General features: G+C 34.8%; 15 protein-coding genes. 2 read left to right on the forward strand and 13 right to left on the reverse strand.

Annotation, left to right across the window (positions count from 1 at the left end; genetic code table 11):
• Positions 1–158: 158 nt before the first annotated feature.
• From CRO45_RS15160 to CRO45_RS15215, 12 genes are all read right to left on the reverse strand, one after another.
• Positions 159–863, reverse strand: coding sequence for a class I SAM-dependent methyltransferase (locus tag CRO45_RS15160; protein ID WP_097150477.1), 705 nt, complete (start codon positions 861–863; stop codon positions 159–161).
• 10 nt (positions 864–873) lie between these two features.
• On the reverse strand, positions 874–1,389 hold the full coding sequence (locus tag CRO45_RS15165) for a kinase (RefSeq protein ID WP_097150478.1): 516 nt from the start codon (positions 1,387–1,389) through the stop codon (positions 874–876).
• A gap of 259 nt (positions 1,390–1,648) precedes the next feature.
• Positions 1,649–2,896, reverse strand: a complete 1,248-nt coding sequence (locus CRO45_RS15170; RefSeq protein ID WP_097150479.1) for a Zn-dependent hydrolase — start codon at positions 2,894–2,896, stop codon at positions 1,649–1,651.
• Between the two features lie 144 nt (positions 2,897–3,040).
• Positions 3,041–3,985 carry a carbamate kinase gene (arcC, locus tag CRO45_RS15175; protein ID WP_097150480.1) on the reverse strand — a complete coding sequence of 315 codons (945 nt, stop codon included), beginning with the start codon at positions 3,983–3,985 and terminating at the stop codon, positions 3,041–3,043.
• A gap of 23 nt (positions 3,986–4,008) precedes the next feature.
• Positions 4,009–4,908 carry a DUF2877 domain-containing protein gene (locus tag CRO45_RS15180; RefSeq protein WP_097150481.1) on the reverse strand — a complete coding sequence of 300 codons (900 nt, stop codon included), beginning with the start codon at positions 4,906–4,908 and terminating at the stop codon, positions 4,009–4,011.
• Positions 4,909–6,183 (reverse strand): YlbE family protein, encoded by a 1,275-nt coding sequence (locus CRO45_RS15185; protein WP_097150482.1) that lies wholly within the window; start codon positions 6,181–6,183, stop codon positions 4,909–4,911. It lies immediately after the preceding gene.
• A gap of 195 nt (positions 6,184–6,378) precedes the next feature.
• A complete protein-coding gene (gene fdrA / locus CRO45_RS15190; RefSeq protein ID WP_097150483.1) occupies positions 6,379–8,124 on the reverse strand; it encodes an acyl-CoA synthetase FdrA in 1,746 nt (581 codons plus the stop codon).
• 98 nt (positions 8,125–8,222) lie between these two features.
• The gene (gene allD, locus CRO45_RS15195) at positions 8,223–9,272 is read right to left on the reverse strand and encodes an ureidoglycolate dehydrogenase (protein WP_097150484.1); all 1,050 of its coding nucleotides are present in this window, start codon (positions 9,270–9,272) and stop codon (positions 8,223–8,225) included.
• Between the two features lie 32 nt (positions 9,273–9,304).
• Positions 9,305–10,354 (reverse strand): ureidoglycolate dehydrogenase, encoded by a 1,050-nt coding sequence (allD, locus tag CRO45_RS15200; RefSeq protein WP_097150485.1) that lies wholly within the window; start codon positions 10,352–10,354, stop codon positions 9,305–9,307.
• Between the two features lie 66 nt (positions 10,355–10,420).
• Positions 10,421–11,194, reverse strand: a complete 774-nt coding sequence (gene allE / locus CRO45_RS15205) for a (S)-ureidoglycine aminohydrolase (protein ID WP_097150486.1) — start codon at positions 11,192–11,194, stop codon at positions 10,421–10,423.
• A gap of 92 nt (positions 11,195–11,286) precedes the next feature.
• On the reverse strand, positions 11,287–12,531 hold the full coding sequence (gene allC, locus CRO45_RS15210) for an allantoate deiminase (protein ID WP_097150588.1): 1,245 nt from the start codon (positions 12,529–12,531) through the stop codon (positions 11,287–11,289).
• A gap of 418 nt (positions 12,532–12,949) precedes the next feature.
• The gene (locus CRO45_RS15215; protein WP_235864615.1) at positions 12,950–14,263 is read right to left on the reverse strand and encodes a uracil/xanthine transporter; all 1,314 of its coding nucleotides are present in this window, start codon (positions 14,261–14,263) and stop codon (positions 12,950–12,952) included.
• A 206-nt stretch (positions 14,264–14,469) separates the two neighbouring features.
• Between CRO45_RS15215 and CRO45_RS15220 the strand changes: the two genes are divergently transcribed.
• Positions 14,470–16,128 carry a PucR family transcriptional regulator gene (locus tag CRO45_RS15220; RefSeq protein WP_170949512.1) on the forward strand — a complete coding sequence of 553 codons (1,659 nt, stop codon included), beginning with the start codon at positions 14,470–14,472 and terminating at the stop codon, positions 16,126–16,128.
• A 107-nt stretch (positions 16,129–16,235) separates the two neighbouring features.
• Here the strand turns inward: CRO45_RS15220 and CRO45_RS15225 are convergent, their stop codons facing one another.
• The gene (locus tag CRO45_RS15225; RefSeq protein WP_097150488.1) at positions 16,236–17,618 is read right to left on the reverse strand and encodes an NCS1 family transporter; all 1,383 of its coding nucleotides are present in this window, start codon (positions 17,616–17,618) and stop codon (positions 16,236–16,238) included.
• A 564-nt stretch (positions 17,619–18,182) separates the two neighbouring features.
• Here CRO45_RS15225 and CRO45_RS15230 point away from each other — a divergent pair.
• Positions 18,183–19,508: a uracil/xanthine transporter gene (locus CRO45_RS15230; protein ID WP_097150489.1), complete on the forward strand. Its 1,326-nt coding sequence runs from the start codon at positions 18,183–18,185 to the stop codon at positions 19,506–19,508.
• The last annotated feature ends 146 nt before the right edge of the window (positions 19,509–19,654 follow it).

Here is a 19,654-nt window from a genome sequence, read left to right on the forward strand (position 1 = left end):
TTTAAGTGCGCTTAAAAAAGGAAATTGAGATGTTGAATGCTTAATGAATTTCCAATTTTGATGTTTTTCTAGGTTGACATTTCACCACTGTGCTTATTAAAGATACGGATTATTCCTTTTATGGTTACGTTTAAAATGGTTCGAACGATACTAGAAGATTAACACTTTTGAAGAAGCGCAGTTAAAAAACCTGACACTCCAAACTTATGATTTGGTTGTTCATATTCGACCATTTTTCGAATTTCGATTTCCTTGAAATCTTTAAATATTTCTCTCAACTTTTCTACGGTGTAACCTAAGCCACCATGAAGGCTCCTTTGTCGATAAACTTCCCAATCAGTTATATTTGCACCACCGTACTCTCCGCCTTGTTCGAAGCAAGTGATAGCAAAGTAACCATTTTGTTTCAAAGAATTGTTCACTAATGTTATGTAACTCATTCTACGATGAGGTGCAATCTGATGAAAACAACCAGAATCATATACAAAATCATATGTTCTTTTTTCAATTTCTAGGTCAAAAATGTTTTGATAGATAAAGTTAATTGAAACTTTTTTTTCATTAGCTCGTTCTCTAGCCCAATTAAGAGATTCAACGGATAAATCTACTGCATCCACATTGCACCCTTGTTCTGCTAGATAAATAGCATTACGACCCGGACCACATCCAAGTTCAAGAACTTTTCCTTGTTTAAGTATTCCGCTTTCAAAGTAACTTACTAGATTTTCATCTGGTGAATTGACAAAGAAGGGGATCTTTTTAGAACGATCAGCATAAAAACTATCCCAAAATTGAGACGGCTCTCTTAATAAAGAATCTAACATCTGTAACAAATCATTATAATTATAAATGGTCTCTTTCATTTTTCCTCCATCAATGATTTACTGTAATTGAATTGTTCAATTGATTTATAATTAAATCTAATATTTCGTTTTGGGACATTTCAGCTGTCAATTTCGTTTCTCCGTCGACTCCAAGATAATCCTTCTCTATCCACCAAGAACGTAAAGATTCCTCTCCAAAATCGTCTTTTTTCGCGCGAGTATTGTGGCGTCTAACCGTTTCTTCAAAGGGTAAATCGAAATAATATGTAAATGCTTTATTGTTAAAAAACTGGATTAAGTTCTTTAGCATCTCACAATAAAATTTTGAATATAGTATTCCTTCCACAATTACAATTTCACATTTTCCTTTTCCGTACTCTGCGATTTGGCGAATTAAATCAATCGAAAGGTTTCCTTCTCGATCATTAACCTTTAACATTTCACGACGAATAATATCCTGGGAAACTAAAAGAGTTCCACGTCCAAAATGAGTTTGAAGACAATTTGCAATGGTTGTTTTACCACTGCCCGAATTTCCTCGAAGGATGATTAGTTTAGATTCCATCTTCCACTCTCCTTTCATCAGATACTATTAAATAGAAAACTAAAAATATCGATTGTTTTAACAAAATAAGAGCTGCCTTTAACTCATATTATCCATTTATTCCCTACCTTTAGATTATCATATTTCAAAATATTCTTTGTACATAATTATTCAACGTTCCAGAAATAATTCTATGGAACTATTTTCATTCACAAATAAACATAAAAAAAACAACCATGCATTTTTACATGATCGTTTTACAAAACATAATAAAATTAGATTAACTAATGATTGATTCCTTTTTAGAATAATGAATAATCAATTCTTCTAACACATCTATTCCTAACATAATATCATCAATCTCTGTAAACTCTTCTGGATGGTGACTAAGACCTTTTACTGATGGCACAAAAATAAGTCCAGTTGGGCATAATTTCACCATATTCATAGCATCATGACCTGCGCCACTTACCATCACATTGTAAGGGATGTCTTTATTAGAACAAATTGATTCAGCCTCGTTAATAATATCTTCAGATAGCAATACAGGCTCCTCAGAGGCTAACTCCTTACTTAAAATTTTAAGCTGTCTTGTTTCTCCGACAAATTCAATTACTTGATGCAAATGATCAACTACCCTTTGTCGTGATTCAATTGAAGTCGAACGAATGTCTACTTTTATTTCTACTTCTCCTGGTACAACATTCATTGCACCTGCTTGAATTGTTAAGACACCAACTGTCGCTACAGTCCCATACACTTGTTCTTCTTTAGCTATTTTTTCAAGTTCTAGTGCGATTTCAGAAGCACCTAATAATGCATCACTTCTCATATTCATTGGAGTTGTACCTGAATGGGAAGGAGTACCTTGAATTTTAATGAAATATCGAACTGGTGCTGCAATGCCAGTAACGATACCGATTTTTTTATTTGCATTTTCTAAAACAGGACCTTGTTCTACGTGTAATTCGAAGAACGCTTTTATCTTCTCATTTTTTCTACTAGCATTTTCAACGCTATCAATTTCTAAAGCATATAATGATAGAGCTTCTTCTAATGTTACGCCATTGCGATCTTTAAGATAACGTACTTTATCTTTATCAAACAAACCAACCATCGCTTTACTTCCTAATGTAGAAACGCCAAATCTTGCAGACTCTTCACAGGCAAATGAAATAACTTCAATTGGATGATCAGTTACAATGCCCTTTTCATTTAATCTTTTCACTACTTCTAATGCAGCAGTAACACCTACCACTCCATCATACTTTCCCGCTTGATAAACAGTATCTAAATGAGAGCCCATTAATATAGGGGGAAGATCGTTAAAACGTCCTTCCCTTCTAGCTATGACGTTTCCACATTCATCCATACGAATGTCTAGTCCTTCTGCTTTACACATTCGCATAAACGCTTGTGTACAAGCTTGTTCTTCATTTGTATAAGCAACTCTTGTAATTCCTATGTCACCTGAGCTATATTGATTAATTTTATTAAATAGTATTTGATATCTTTCCTTCGTATCCATTCAGATATCCCCTATCATAACTTTTTATACTTATATTATCTCATATGTAACTAAACTTTAAATGGTTAAAATATTATTATGCTATAGAAAAAAGTCTGTTTACACTATATGTTGAAATATAGTGGTAAACAGACTGTAATTAAATTATTTATTGTTTACGATACGAGTACCAGTTTTTCCTTCAAGAGCTTCTTGAAGTTTGTCAATTGAAGTGATGATACAGTTTTTTCCACCTTTTTGTAGGAAAAGAATAGCAGCTTCAATTTTTGGTCCCATGCTTCCTTTAGGGAATTGACCTTCGTCTAAATAACGAAGCGCGTCATCAATTGTCATTTCTAGTAAATTCTCTTGGTTTGGTTTACCGAAGTTAATCGCTACTTGTTCAACACCTGTTAAGATGAATAGGTAATCTGCGCTAATATCAGCAGCAAGTAAAGCACTTGCGAAGTCTTTGTCGATAACAGCTTCGATACCTTCGATTTTGCCGTCGTTTTCAACTACAGGAATACCGCCACCGCCAGTTGAAATTACAGAAATTCCATTGTTTAATAATGTTTCGATTGCTTCTTTTTCAACAATACGAACTGGTTTTGGAGATGCAACAACACGTCTATATCCACGACCTGCATCTTCAACGAATGTTAAGTTTTCGTCAGAAGCTACGATTTTCTCCATATCTTCTTTAGAATAGAATGGTCCGATAGGTTTTGTCGGGCTTTGGAATGCTGGATCTTCTTTATCTACAACTGATTGAGTTACAACTGTAGCAATTGTTTTATTAATATTACGAGCTGACATTTCATTTTTAAAGATTTGTTGGATTAAATACCCGATGTTCCCTTGCGTTTCAGCACCATAAACATCTAAAGGATACTCAGGGATAACAGATTTAGCCATTTCCCCACGGATTAATGTATTACCAACTTGTGGACCATTTCCGTGAGTAATTACTACTGTATGACCTTGATCCATTAAATCAAGAACAGGCTTAGAGCTCTCAAGTAAGTTTTGTCTTTGTTCTTCAATTGTACCTTTTTGTCCTTCTTTAATGATGGCATTTCCACCAATCGCTAGAACGATTTTGCTCATATAAACACTCCTAAATCATTTCGTTAATTTGTTTTTTTAGTTTTGAATGAAAGCATACCAATTAGTATACCAAATAATGTATCAAGTCCTGAACTGTGTCCAACTCCAAGTAAATTTTGAAAATCTTTCTCGAAGTTCTCGTTCTCTCCATTAGCAAGTGTATTAACCATATCAGATACAGTCGAACTGTACTCTTGTTTCACTGCATAACGTAAATATTCTTTTGCCACATCAGTAGTAATTGACTCATTTTCTATTAGTTCAGAAAGTTTGTCATAAAATCGAGTGGATAAAAAATGTGTGACAGCATCAAAAGCAAGTAGTCCTACGATCATATCGTCACCTGATGGAGTTAAACCATTACCTCTGCCAAGAAAATAACGGAACGCCTTGTCCATTAACGACTCATCACTTGTAATAGCCGCTTTTATTAATAGCATAAGGTACATATCAATACCAGTTGTATCCTGATCATTGAAACCTTTATAGTTATTAATAAAATCACGGATTGAAACATCTAAACCAGTTCGTTCTTCTATGCTCATTAAATGGGTACTAAATCGGGTAAAACTACTTTCAAAAACTTGATCATTTTTAAGTTCAGATATTTCATTTTTAAAAGGATTTGCCCGATCTAAGCTAATCATAAAATTTTGAAATTCGATGGAATTTGTTCTCTCATTCCAACTTACTGCCTCTCCATTATTAACAGAGAAAACAGCTAATGCTGTATCTCTTTCATTGAGATGAATTCCGAATGGAAGAAAGCCGTTTTTAGTTGTTCCAATAAAAATAAGCGAATCACCCATTTTAATGTTTAAACCATTTGTAAAACGGCTATGAACAATTCCATTACCTTTTTTAAAAAGAAGGAGAGGAATTAGATGACTATATCCCTCTCCAAAAAGAGTATGTTTATTCATTTATTGTGGGTCAATTAGACCAAGTTTTACAGCATAAGCTTCAATTGCTTTTTCGAAACATGCTAATGGAGCACGTACAGTACCTGCACCGATTTGACCAACGCCTGCTTCTTTATGTGCAATACCAGTGTTGATAATTGGCTCGATACCAGTTTCAACAACTTTTCTTGCGTCGATTCCAAGAGTAGCACCTTGGAAATCCCATGTTGGAATTGAGAAGTTTGGATTGTGATCAATACAGATTTCCATCATTTCGTTACTTGTAGTAACTGCATCGTCCATACCACCTGCACCAACGAAACGAGTAACACCAGGAGCCGCGATCATAGCGAATCCACCAACACCAAATGTTTCAGTGATAGCACTATCTCCCATGTCAGGACAAGCCATGTCTTGATCATATCCTGTGAAGAATAAACCTTGAGGTGTGTTAACTGGCGCTGTAAACCATTCGTCACCCATACCTGCAATACGGATACCAAATTCATAACCGTTACGGCACATTGCAGTTACAACTGTACCATGTTGAATTTGTCTAGCTGTATCCATTACTGCTTTACCAGTAGCCATTGCAATATTTAAGAAGAATTGGTCAGTATCTGCTAAGAATTGAATAACGTCTAGTTTGTCTTTTTCATTTACATCTGTTTGTAAGATGTATGGAGTAATATCTTTTAAGAAAATTAATGAACCTGCGATATTACGTTGGTGGAACTCATCACCCATTGTAATTGCTTTTGCCATCGCAACGTTTACGTTTAAGCCATCGCCTTTTACTTTTAGAGCTTTAGCAATTGTTGGTCCAAGTACATCTCTGAACCATTTTAAACGGTTAATAACTTCATCAGAGTATGCTCCGAAACGTAATACCGCACCGATACCTTCGTTCATAGTACAGTAAGCACGGTTTCCACCGTCACGGTTTTCTACTACTAGAACTGGCATGCTTCCAGAAGTAATACCACCCATTGGTCCAACTGCGTTTACATGGTGACAAGGGATAAATGTAATTTCGCCATTTTCAAGCATTTTGCGAGCTTCGTCAGCATCATTTGCCCAACCTTCGAAAAGAGTGGCACCTACACAAGAACCTTGCATTGGGCTAGTCATGTTTTCCCATTTAATTGGTGGACCAGCGTGTAAAATTACTTTACCATTTAGTTCTTCAATAACAGATTTAGCTGGAACAACATCCACTAAAAATGGAGAACTTGATACAACTTTATCGATAACCGCTCTGTTTGCTTCATCAATTGTTTTATATTGTCCGTACATTATAATTCCTCCTGAACATTCATTAATTCCAAATATTTGCATCAATCCAACTTCAAAGATTAACCCCTATGTACAAGATCGCTCGTATTATTGTCGACCTAATATTACAAAGCCGATCCGCCACAAAAGGTGATGAACACCTTTTGTGAGGTATGACTAATTAAAGGGTTTAAATAGAAGTTTTAGAATTCGAAATTATTTAAGTAAGCTTAAAATTTTACGCATTCTTGGGTTACCGCCAGCAACTGGACGCCAGTCGTATTGAACAACTCTTCCACCAGTAGCAGTAATCGCTTCAGTAAATTTCTTTAACCCTACGTTAACTACGTTTGGTTTTTCAGTTAATAATTTTTCGATTGCTTCTGAAACTGTAACATCTACTTTTGCTACTTCAGGACCAGCTACTACTTCTTTTTGAACTTCTTCAATTTGCATGTCTAACATAGCTAAAGCTGTTAATACTGCTTGGTTGTTACTATCACGGATAATTACGCCAGCTTTTTGTAATTTAGCTTTTTGATCATCAATTCCTTGTGGATCTTGGTCAGTACCACATACAGTTGCAACAAAGTAAATGTTTTTGCCATTTGCTTGTGCTTCTTTTTGGATTTTTTCAATTCCAGGAATTAATGCACTAGCCATATCTTCATGAGAACCATATCCAAGAACAACATCAAAAAGAATAATTGCAGTAGACTCATCTTGAGCTGCTTTTTGGAAGTATTGAATTCTTGTATCAGGGTCAATCATTGGGTGTGGTTTACCTTGAGTATAAATATCATCTCCAAGGTCGATTACTTCAAATCCGTCAGTACTTAATAAGTAACCTTCTTCGTGAGCACCTGAATTATCATAGTTTAGGCCTCTAGCAATAAGAGTAGCTGCTTCGTATCCTAAAGTTCCACCTGAATATAAAGCTTTAATTGTTTTTTGTTCAGGTTTTAGCTCAACGCTTGGTACTTCACCTTGTAAAGTGTTGTAGTTAGCTTTAACTTCGTTACCTTTAGCAAGATCAACAGCAATTGCAGCTGTTTCTTCAAGAGTATTTGCATAGTAAACATTACCTTCATGGTTGTGTGGCTCTTCACCAAGGAAGATCGCTACTACTGGTTTTGAAAGACTTTGTAGTAATTGAACTACTTGGTCACGTACTTCTTTTGCAGGTGGCTTAGAAATTAATGTAATAACTTCAGTTTGGCTATGTTGTGCTAATGCTTTAATACCATCTAACATTGTAATAGCACCGATTTTATCGTTTAAGTCACGTCCACCAGTTCCGATTGCATGGCTAATACCAGCACCTAAACGGTCGATTTGTGTAATAACTTCTTGAATACCAGTACCAGAAGCACCGATTACACCTATTTTTCCAGTTTTCATAACGTTTGCAAATGCAAGAGGTACACCAGAAACGATTGCTGTACCACAGTCAGGACCCATTACTAATAGACCTTTGTCATGTGCTTTTTCTTTAATACGACGCTCATCTTCAACAGTTACGTTGTCACTGAAAATTAATACGTGCATATCACGATCAATAGCCTTTTCAGCTTCTTCTGCAGCATATTGTCCAGGTGTAGAGATAATTGCTAAGTTTGCACCTGGTAAAGCTTTTGTTGCTTTATCCCAAGAACGAACAGTTTCGAAAGCTTCTTTGCTACCTGCAATAGCTTGGTTATTTAAATAGTTATCTACTTCATCAAGTACCTCTTGAATTTTTTCTTCTGAGTCAGTGTCAACAACGATACACATATCGTTTGAAGCAGCGCCTTCAAGCTCCTCAGTATAAAGACCAGATCCTTTGAAGATATCTTTGTTCGCAGGAGTTCCCATCATAACTTGAACTTTGTTAATGCCTTCCATAGTAGAGATTTTGTTTGTAAGAAGCATTAAGTTAACTGAATCCTGATATGAATTCTGTTTTACAATTGTATAAAGCATGTTAATATGCACCTCTTCTTCAATTTTGTACTTTAATGATTTCCATAGAAAAAGGACGACTTATTTAATAGCCGCCCCTTCTACAGCAACTTTACTTTTTATTTTGCAAACGGGCTTTTATGATCATATGCGTTGTTATGGATAACATCAGAAGTTAAATAGTCATAGATATGATCGACAATTTCAATGCCGTCTTTTTCGTATGCTGCTTCTCTTTCTGCACTTCTTTGTCCAGGATAGTAAACTTGGTTATATCCTGGTGCAGGTTTGATGTCGTTTAAATCTTGCATTGTTTGTGAGATTGCTTCTTTAAACGTATCTAAATTTGTAAAGAATTCTGGGTTAATAACGATATGTAATTGACCCAAATTACGACCTTCCGTTAAGTCATGGTACATAGAAGATACATTCTTACCAAATGGTAATCCTAATAGAATTCCAGATAATACGTCTACCATCATCATAAGACCATAGCCTTTTGGTCCTGAGATTGGAAGTAAAGCATTTACTTTAAATGGATCTGTAGTTGGTTCTCCGTTACTATCTACTGCCCATGTTTCAGGGATTTGTTCGTTTTTCGATCTAGCATGAAGAATTTTACCCCAAGCTTGTACTGTAGTTGCCATATCAAATGTAATATGTTTACCATCTTTACCTGGTGCGGCAAAAGCAATTGGGTTTGTTCCATAATAAGGTTCAGCTCCACCAAAAGGAACTACCATTGGATCGGACTGACATAAAGATATACCGATTAAATCTGCTTCAGCAGCTTGTTGTACGAAATAAGAAAGTGCACCACTATGGCCAATTCTACGGACACCTACTACAGCGACTCCGTTTTCTTTTGCCATCTTGATCGCTTCATCCATCGCTAATTTTGCAGCTACATGTCCTACACCGTTGTCTCCATCGAATATTGCAGAAGAAGGACCAGTCTTTTCAAATGTAAAGTTTGGATTATGTGTGATTCCGCCTTTTGCAATACGTTCAGCATAGTATTCTACACGCATAGCACCATGGGAGTGTACTCCTCGTGCATCAGCATGAACTAATACATCTGCAACACCAGCTGCATGTTCTTCTGTTAAACCAGCTTTATGAAGCTTATTGGAAATTAATTCTTTTAATTTTTCTTTACTTACTCTCATCCCACTTCACCACTTTCCTATGAGAAACCTATTTACTCAGCAAACGGGTCTTTATTATCATATTTGTTGTTATGAACTACGTCAGAAACTAAATATTCATAAATGTCATCGACAATATCGATTCCATCTTTTTCATACTTTTCAATTACTTCATCATTGTTTTGACCAGGGTATAAAACTTTAGTAAAGCCTGGAGCAGGTTTAATACCATTTAAATCTGTCATTGTTTGAGTAATATTTTCTTTAAACTTATTTAAGTCAGTAAAGTATGATGGATTAATTACGATGTGAAGTTGACCTAATTTGCGATATTCAGATAAATCGCTGTACATAGAAGTCACCTTGTTACCAAATGGTAATCCAAGAAGAACTCCTGATAATACGTCAACCATCATCATAAGCCCATATCCTTTTGGACCTGAAATCGGTAATAATGCATTTACTTTATGTGGATCTGTAGTTGGGTTTCCATTAGCATCAACTGCCCATGTATCAGGGATTGATTCATTTTTCGATCTTGCATACAAGATTTTACCCCAAGCTTGAACAGTAGTTGCCATATCTAAAGTAATTTTTCTTCCATCACTACTTGGCGCTGCAAAAGCAATTGGGTTTGTTCCATAATAAGGTTCAGCCCCACCAAATGGAACTACCATTGGATCAGATAAAGTAACACTAATTGCAACTAAATCTTCATCCGCTGCTTGTTCAGTAAAGTATGATATTGCACCACTATGTGACATGTTTTCAACACCAACGATAGCAACACCATTTTCTTTAGCGATATTAATCGCCTCAATCATTGCTTCTTTCGCAGCTACAAGTCCTGATCCTCCATCAGCGTGAAATACACCAGAACAAGGACCAGTTTTTTCAAATTGGAAATTTGGACTTGTATTAATTCCACCCTTTGCAATTCGTTCTGAATAGTACTCTACACGCATTGATCCATGTGAGTGAATTCCACGAGCATCAGCAAAAACTAAAACGTCTGCTGCTGTATCTGCATGACTTTCAGTTAAACCTGCTTTATGCAGTTTATTTTTAATTAATTCTTTTAACTTTTCTTTTGTAACTCTCATTATTTAGACACCTACTTTTTATGTTGACCAGCTGTATTAAGTAATTACGAAATTTTGGTGTTAAAATTATTTTTTCTCTAGAGATGCGTCACGGTTACAATCTTTTGAATATACATAAGCTAGTGGTTCTCTACCAACTGCGTAAGCTGCTTGGTGTACATAAGGACCCATAAAGATATAGTCACCTTTTTTAACAGGAATCCATTCATTATCAAGATTGTACATACCTTCACCAGAAAGTAAGTAAGCTCCGTGCTCTTGGTAGTGAGTTTCGATAAATGGATGGCTAGCCGCTGGATCAAACGATAAGATATGGAAGTTCATATCGAAATCGATATCTGTTGGTAATAGATCTTTAATATGAACGTTGTGCATATCATCATAATCTCTGAACTCAATTTGGTTAGCATGTCCAGATACTGTCCATGGTTTTTTACCTTCAAGTGGTTTGTATTTTTGTTTGTAAAGGAATAGACGAGAATCACCAGATTCTTGGTTTTCTAAGTACATTTTCACACCAGGTGGGCAGTATAAGTAACCACTTTCTTCTAATACGAACTCTTCGTCGCCAGCTTTTGCCTTTACTTTACCGTTTAATACATAAACAAAGCTTTCTACATCTTCTTCACCACAGAAACCTTGGCTGTTTTTTCCACCTTCGTGCATAGTTACGATGTAGTCAACGAAGCTAGCACCTAATCTTGGTGAACCTAAAATAGAAATTGTACAATTTTCAAATCCAGGAATAATATTATTAACTAAACCTTCTGGAGTAATTAAAGCGTATAAACCGTGTTTAATAATTGATCTGCTTGTTAGTATATCTTTTGGGTATCCCATTTTTCTATCTCCTATCTGTAAGTTACATCACTATAATCTATTTAAAATTAAAAATTGTTACCTGTTTCTTCTTTTAAAAACTCTGAATTAAATTATTTATAGCCTAACTCATATAGTGCACCGATAAGACCTTTAACACCTTCTGCTAAATCTTTCGGTTCTGTATATTCTGCAGGATTGTGACTGATGCCTTTACGACTTGGTACAAATAGCATAGCTGTAGGTACATGAGGTGCAAATATTTGAGAATCATGACCGGCACCGCTGTGCATTAATTTATAATTAAGTCCATTATCCTTACATTGCTTTTCAATTAGTTCAACGACTTTTTGGTCCATTGGAACCGGATCTTCATCCATCCATAGATCAATATTCATTTCAACTTCATGTTCTTTAGAGATATCTTCCATTCTTGCTGTCATCTTCTCAGTGAAAGAAACAATAGCTTCTTTTTCAGTATGACGTACATCAATTGTGAAAATCGCTTTACCAGGTACAACATTTACGATGTTAGGATAAGCTTCAAATTTTCCAACCGTTGTTACAAGTGGATCTCCCGTTTCTTTAGCCATAGAGATTATTTCATGAATCATATGGCTTGCAGCATAAACAGCATCTTGTCTATAACCCATAGGCGTCGTACCAGCATGATTTGCTTCACCCGTTAACTCAACTGTGTATCGTCTTTGACCAACAATGTTGTTAACTACACCTACAGCAATTTGTTCTGTTTCCAAAACTTTCCCTTGTTCAATGTGTACTTCCACGAATGCTTTTAAATCTTCTCGTGGACCTTTTGATTCATCTCTGAAATTAAATCCAGCTTTTTTCATCGCTTCAACAAACGGAACACCTTCGAAGTCAGAAATGTTTTCAACATCTTCACGTTTTGCTAAACCAACGATGTTTTTAGAACCCCAGAATGAGTAAGGGAAACGACTTCCTTCTTCTTCTGCCATAGATACAACTTCGATGTTTCTAAGTGGTTCACCGAAATGCTTTTTCAAATATTTCAATGCAATAATTCCGGCTACAATCCCGTATGCGCCGTCTAAACGACCACCATTAGTTACAGTATCCACATGAGATCCAGTTAGAATCGTTTCGTTTGTATTTTTACCTTTTAACGTACCAAATAGGTTTCCAATATCATCAAATTGAGCTTCTAAGCCTTCGCTTTCCATCCATTCTTTTAATGCATGTTGACCTTCAACCCACTCTTTTGTATAGAGTAAACGAGAAACACCGCCTTTTGGATCTTTCCCGAATCCTGCTAACCATTCAAGTCTGCTATCTGTTTCTTCAGTTAAGTCAAGATTTTGAATAATGTCTTTCATATCGTTCACCTATTTCACCACCCTTTTTTTGCGCTATGTAATTATAATAATTTTTCTGGTAACCCTATTTATTGTTTGTAATACATGAGGATAGTATGCACTGAATAATCTTTCATTGAATGTATTGACTTAAGGTTCACTATTAAATTGTAAACGGTGCCACTTTAATAGTCTTTGGCAAAGATGGATAAAGATTAATCTCATATACTGTAGATTTGGATAAATTAGATAAAAAAACAAGTTTCAAACACTTTGCTTGGACTAATTATTCGGATCTACATTATTTATTTATCATTACTATCGAGACTATGTATTGTTGTATTAAAATAAAAAAGCTTGGGAGAATTAACTCTCCCAGCCTTTTCAAAGTATATCTTTATATTAGTTTTTTTCGGTTTTGCTATCCCAGTAAGTTTTTTTATTCTTCACCGTACTTATCCCATTTAATTAGATTTTCAAGGATAAGAGCTATAATAATCCCTACCAGTAACCCACTACTTAACACCGGACGAATTACATCTGGAATTGTAACGAAATATGAAGCAGGAAGAGTCATTACAACAACACCAACAAACATTGGTACGGCAGAACGGTACACGTTGACCGTATTAAATTTAACTTGTTTAAAGAAATTCAATGATGAATTTAAAAGTAGTAAATACGAAACAAATAAGGCAGCACTACCAACACTTAAAGGTAATTGTGAGAAAAAGTGACCAATAGGTGGAATAAGGCCCATTACTAAAAACATAAATCCACCTAGCACAAATGGGATCCTTTTAATAATACCCGTTTGGCTTAAAAATCCGATTGAAGAAACGTAAGGTGAATTCGGAACAAGTCCAAAGATCCCAGCAATAAAAGTGAAAACACCAGTAATTGTAAGTGAAGCTCTATATTCCTTCTTAGTTGTTTTCACATTGTACATACTTTCGGTTCCTTTTAATGCTCCAAAAGTATTTGCAATGTTTAATAAACCAGCGATAACAGTCGTAATAATAATTCCTAGATCCCATGCAGGCTCTCCTAATGGGAATAACTCAAGCCCGAACGAAGTAGATTCACTAACAGGGTTTTCAGGCTTGAAAATAAGTACATAAGCGATCCATCCGACAATAATTCCAATAAGTAAACCATAACGGCGAACACTTGCATGTGCCTTCACACTAATAAAGATTACAAGAATCGCTATAGCAATTGATAATAATGAAACTGCTACATCAATTTGTGCACTTTCAGCTTGGTTACCAAAAGGTATACCTAGCATACCTTTTAAAAATATGCCGATTAACTGACATCCAAATAAAAACATAAATACGCCCATAACCGCAGGATTGAATAATTTAGCTATTTTAGGTCCAAATCCAGTTAAACCAATGATAAGAGTAATAATTGAGGTAATAATAATACCTACAGTTAAACTTCCGCCCAAAATATCTAATGGCATCCCTTGTGCTACTGCCGTAGTACATAGAGTTAAGATGACGCCCCACCATAGTCCAGATTGGCCTTCCATAATAGCTCTTTTGTGACCTAAAAATGCTTGAACTATACATGCTAATCCAGTCACGATAAAGGATAGTTGTAGCATATTTACAATCGTGCCTGATGAAAGTTCGAATGCTGCTCCTACGGTGATTGGAATGACCACTATATTAGTGAAAATAAAAAAGAGCCACTGTAAGCCCGAGATCCAATTGCTTGATTTTAATAATTCGTTAATAACTATCACCTTTTCATTTGAATAATTCGACCATATTTATATAGAACATATTAAAGTTCATGGTCATCGATTATATTAGTCTACAAGTCTAAAATAAATTTGTCATTGTTTACTATGACCAATTTATCCTTTGATTTTTGTTTATATTTAACGTAAAATATTCACCATTGGACTAAATGATGGTCCACGGAAATCTTTTAAGCGAGGATACACGTATGAAAACCATTAATGATTTATTTATTTTGGAAGGTATGAAGGAAGGTATTGTACTAGCTGGCCACCGTGGTTTGACAAGAAATGTACAATTTGTAAATATATCTGATACTCCTGATGTTATTAATTTTTTGTCTGAAAACAACCTTCTTTTAACAACGGGTTATGCATTTAAAGACGATACAGAAAAATTTTGCGAGTTAATTAAACAAATGCACGAATTGAATTGTTCAGGCATTGTCATTAAAATCAGTCGATTTTTCCAACAATTGCCGCCAGAAGTGAAATTATTGGCAGATAACCTTGCATTTCCGATTATTGATTTACCTACAAAACATACATTGGGTGAGGTTTCCCGTCATATTTTAAATTATTTGAATGATCACGAGGCAGAGCAATTGTATTATGCACTACATGTACAAAAAGAGTTTTCAAATATGCTCATAAAAGGATACAGTTTAAGTGCTTTGGTAGAACAGTTAGGGCACCTAATTGCCCGTCCAACCTTATTATTAAATCATAGAGGAGAGGTACTGGCACAAAGTCATGACTTCTTAAAGGAATCTATGAAAGATATTAAACTAGAAATTCTTCAAAAGGTAAAAGAAGATTTACATGTCATACGTGAAGGTTCGACATTTTCAATCCCATCAAAGGAACAAGTAAGTCTTACGTCTTTTCCAGTTTATACAAAGCGTCAATATCCAAGTATGCTCGTCATTTATGATTCACGCTCCTTACCCTACCCGTCATCGCAAATGGCAATTGAACAAGCTGGTAATGTTATTTCATTTACTATTGTAAAAGAACAAGCAATCGAAGAAAATGCAAGATTGTTAAAAAACAACTTTTTCTCTGACTTAATCGAAATGAAAATCCAGTCAGACGAAGAAATTTATAACCGTTCAAATTATTATGGATTACAAAAGGATTCTGAAAATATATGTATTGTTTGTACGATTGATACCCAAGGAGAAATGTATGAAACAATGCAGTTATACGAAAAAAAAATCGGTGAGTTGCATAATACGGTATATGATCAACTGGAAGATGAAATTATTCACGAGAACTTAAATGCAACATTATTTACAAAAGGAAAGTATTTCGCTATAATTTTACAATTTCCAAAATATAGTGATGAAGAAATCGATAAAATTTCACAGTTTATTGAAAATGTACAAGCGAACTTCAATGGAGATTTTAATCTTTCCTTTGGTGTTAGCCATTCTGTGCCATCCCTAAAAGAGATACCAACCATTTATTATGAAGCTGTGGAAGCAATCGTAACAGGTTATGAACAAAATTTGAAAGGGTTTATAAAGTTTTACAAAACGAGAGATTTAGAAGAATTGTTAAAATCACTTCCGCGTAAAGATTTAAAAGCTCTTTATGAAAATACATTAAAATCATTAGCATTTCCTAAAACAAAAGAGGAACAAGAATTAGTTAAAACTATTCAAGTATATTTGGATACACAATGCGAAATTTCAGAAACATCGAGAAAACTATTCGTTCATCGAAATACAGTGAAATATCGTATTGCAAAAGCGGAGGAAATATTAAACTGCTCTCTTCGTGATCCAGCTGACTCTTTGAGAATTCGTGTTGCACTAATTATTGGGGCAATACTAAATGAAGACGAAAGTATTCTTAACCAATAAATGTATGATGTAAAAATGAGTTTGTGTGTAAAACACAAACTCATTTTTACATTACAAAAAAAACAATACCTCATGGAAATATATCCATGAGGTATTGTTTTTTAATATTATTTAAAAGATGTTCCGTTTTTGAAGCTAGAACCTTTAAACGCATATTTATTTAATAAATAGTAAGTAAGTCCAGCAACAACTAATCCAATAATCCATGCAATATCAACTACAATAAATGCTGCAGCAGCACCAACAAACATTGCAATTAAACCTGCTGGATTAAACCCAGCGAACGATCCTTCGTCATTGTATAAATCTTGTAAATCAACCTTTTGTTTACGAATAATATAATAATCCACTAAAAGTATAGCGATAACTGGTCCTAAAAATGCTGAGTAAATAAGTACGAACATATTTAGTCCTGCAGCTGATGACTCTTGTACAAGTAACCAAGGGAATGCAGCTAGAGCAAGTAAACCAGCTAAAATTGCAGATGGTTTATATTTTAATTTAGTAAGTAATGTAATTACATAAGTTGGTGGAATAACGTTAGCCACCATATTTGTAGCGATTACTGTAAATACGATAAATGCTGATACTGCTACAGCAAGAATATCGTTATTAAGCACAATTGGTAATGCGATTGCAGGATTAGTAACACCTGTTGCAGATGCTAACATTGCACCAATAACAATAACAAAACCATATGAAAGCGTGATTGGAATAAAGTATAATGCTCCACGCTTAGAATTACTTAAACCAGTTTTCAGCTCTCTCGAATAGTCCGCAGCACTTACGAAAATACCAGCATAGTTCCCTAAGAACACCATAATTAGAGCGAAGAACGGTAATCCCCAAGTACCTTCAGCTTGTACCCAAGTTGTAGTAATTTCAGTACCATATTGTGTTACAAGGATATAGAATACATAAATAAGCCCGATAATAAATACTACTGATGCAATTGTCTCAACCCACTTAATAGCGTGGAAACCATATAATGAAATAACAATTTGTACTAATTGAAGAACTACGAAACAGATAAAAATATTGTCAAAAGATCCATTAGTTACAATCTTAGCTATTTCGTTTAACGCGGTACCACCAATCCAACTTTGAATACCGTACCAAACGATAGCAGGTACCCCTCGTAGTAAAGATGAAATAATTGTCCCTTTTGTACCGAAAGCCATTCTAAGTTGGACAACGTATGGAATACCTGTTTTATAACCTAGACGGTCATTTAATGCGAAAATTGTTGAGATAATTGCGATAGAAATTAGCGCTGCTAAAATAGTTTGGAACAAGTTTAACGTTGCGATCCCCGCTATGATTACACTGGCACCTAACGTCATATTTCCTATGTTAACTCCATCACCAATCCACATGAAGATATAGTCTTTTGAATTAACCGTTCTTTCCTGGTCAGTTTTTGGATGAAGTGAATCATCTAATGCTGACACATGTTCAATGTTTGTCACATTTGCTTCTTTTGTTGACATATGACATACTCCCTTTTTCTTGATGTATTTTTAACTACGTTATATGAATCGATAAGTAAAAGTTCAAACAAGAGATTTGTTATATATTTCACATCACAAGAATAGTGTTTGCATTTTAAAAAGTAATTTCCTCACCAATATTAGGTAGTTTCACTTCAATCTGCCTAATAACGTATTACCTTATTTCAACTTAACAGCCTATCGAAAACGTTTTCATCTTTTGAACATTTTTTATTATACATAGATTAATTCCATTGGTCTTTATGTCAAATAAACAAAATGCACAAGCATGAGCTATTAACAGTGCATAACTTTATTCCCATAACTGCTTTTTTGTACAACCATTTGTTCAGTTTAAACAACGATTTTTGGTGAAAATAATGGAAATTTGTCGAAAAAACACACCTAAATAACGATTATTATGACAATCTAAAATCTTCCGAAAATTAGAATTACAAATGAGGAATAGTTTAAGGTTATAAATCCAATCTATCTTTTGTAGATATCAAAGAGTTTATGTTGCTAGTCGCTATGTAAATTTTCAGGAAAGTCGAAGTGGAATAGATGAAAAAAGAATTAACAAAAGCAGATAACTGGCTTGGCGGTTTACAATGGTTAATGTTTATTTTTATCAACACTGTTGTCGTACCAATTACTGTTGGAGCTGCATATGACTTAACCGCAGAACAAATTGTAAGTACGATGCAATTTTCATTTATCATCGGTGGAATTGGATGTCTATTACAAGCGATTATCGGTCATAGAAGACCAATTATGGATGGACCTTCCGGATTATGGTGGGGTGTAATATTAGCACTTTCATCAATGTCGGCTGCACAAGGAATTCCTTTATCTGAAGTTGGAGGAAGTATTGCTGTTGGTGTAATCATTGCTGGTATTTTAACAATCCTAATCGGTATTACAGGTTTTGGCTATGTTTTAGAAAAGTTATTTAACCCGAGTGTAATGGGTACTTTCATGTTACTATTCGGTGTATCACTTTGTATCAGTTTCTTTGAAGGTATGTTTATATCAGCTGAAGGCACAATTGATATAGGAATGGGACTTTTATCTATTGTTATTGTTTTATTGGTGCTAATTTTATCTGTTAAAGGTTCGAAAAAAATAGCACAATATTCAATGTTAATAGGTATAATTATCGGCTGGCCTTTATTTGCCATACTTTTAGGTTCTAGCAGTCAACTAGGTGGTGATGTCCCCCTTACTCTTGAATTATTTTTATTCCCTCTCGGTGAACCAGCATGGAATATGGGGATTATTATCACGGTAGTGGTCACTGGGATTTTAAACCTTTCTAAACAATATGGTTCAATTAAAGGTACAGATATTATGTATCCCGATCAGCCATCAACAAGTAAAGACTATCGTAACTCATTTGTGATTACTGGTATTCAAAGTCTCTTATCTGGTGTATTAGGTTTAGTACCATATTCACCATTTGTATCATCTATCGGTTTCATCCAACAAACTAAAATATATGAAAGAATGCCATTTATCTTCGGTTCTGTTATGTTCTTTATCATGGGGATTATCCCTCCAGTAGGTTATTTCTTCACACTACTTCCATTAAGTATCGGTAGTGCTGTTTTATTCGTATCGTACGTAACACTGTTTGGCTCTGCACTTGAGTGGTATGAAAAGGTATCATTTAACTCTACAAACGTTTATCGTGCAGCAATTCCATTGTTTATCGGTTTAGTATTGTTTGCGATACCAGGTTCTGCATGGTCAACTTTACCCCAGTTTGCTCAACCTTTACTATCAAGCGGACTATTGATGGGTACGATTATAGCTATTATCGTTGAAAATACAATGAATTGGGACAAGATTGGAATAGAAGATAGTGCAAATGTTCAAAAGAATGTATAATGCTTGAAAAAACGCAACTGTATGACAATGTTTATATAGTTGCGTATTTGAGTTTTTACTATATAAAAAACGCTATTAAAAAGTCGTCTAATAACAACTCTTTAATAGCCATTTTAACCTATATATTACTAATTACTGCTTTATTT

This window comes from Ureibacillus acetophenoni, assembly GCF_900220965.1.
Classification (GTDB): Bacteria; Bacillota; Bacilli; order Bacillales_A; family Planococcaceae; genus Ureibacillus; species Ureibacillus acetophenoni.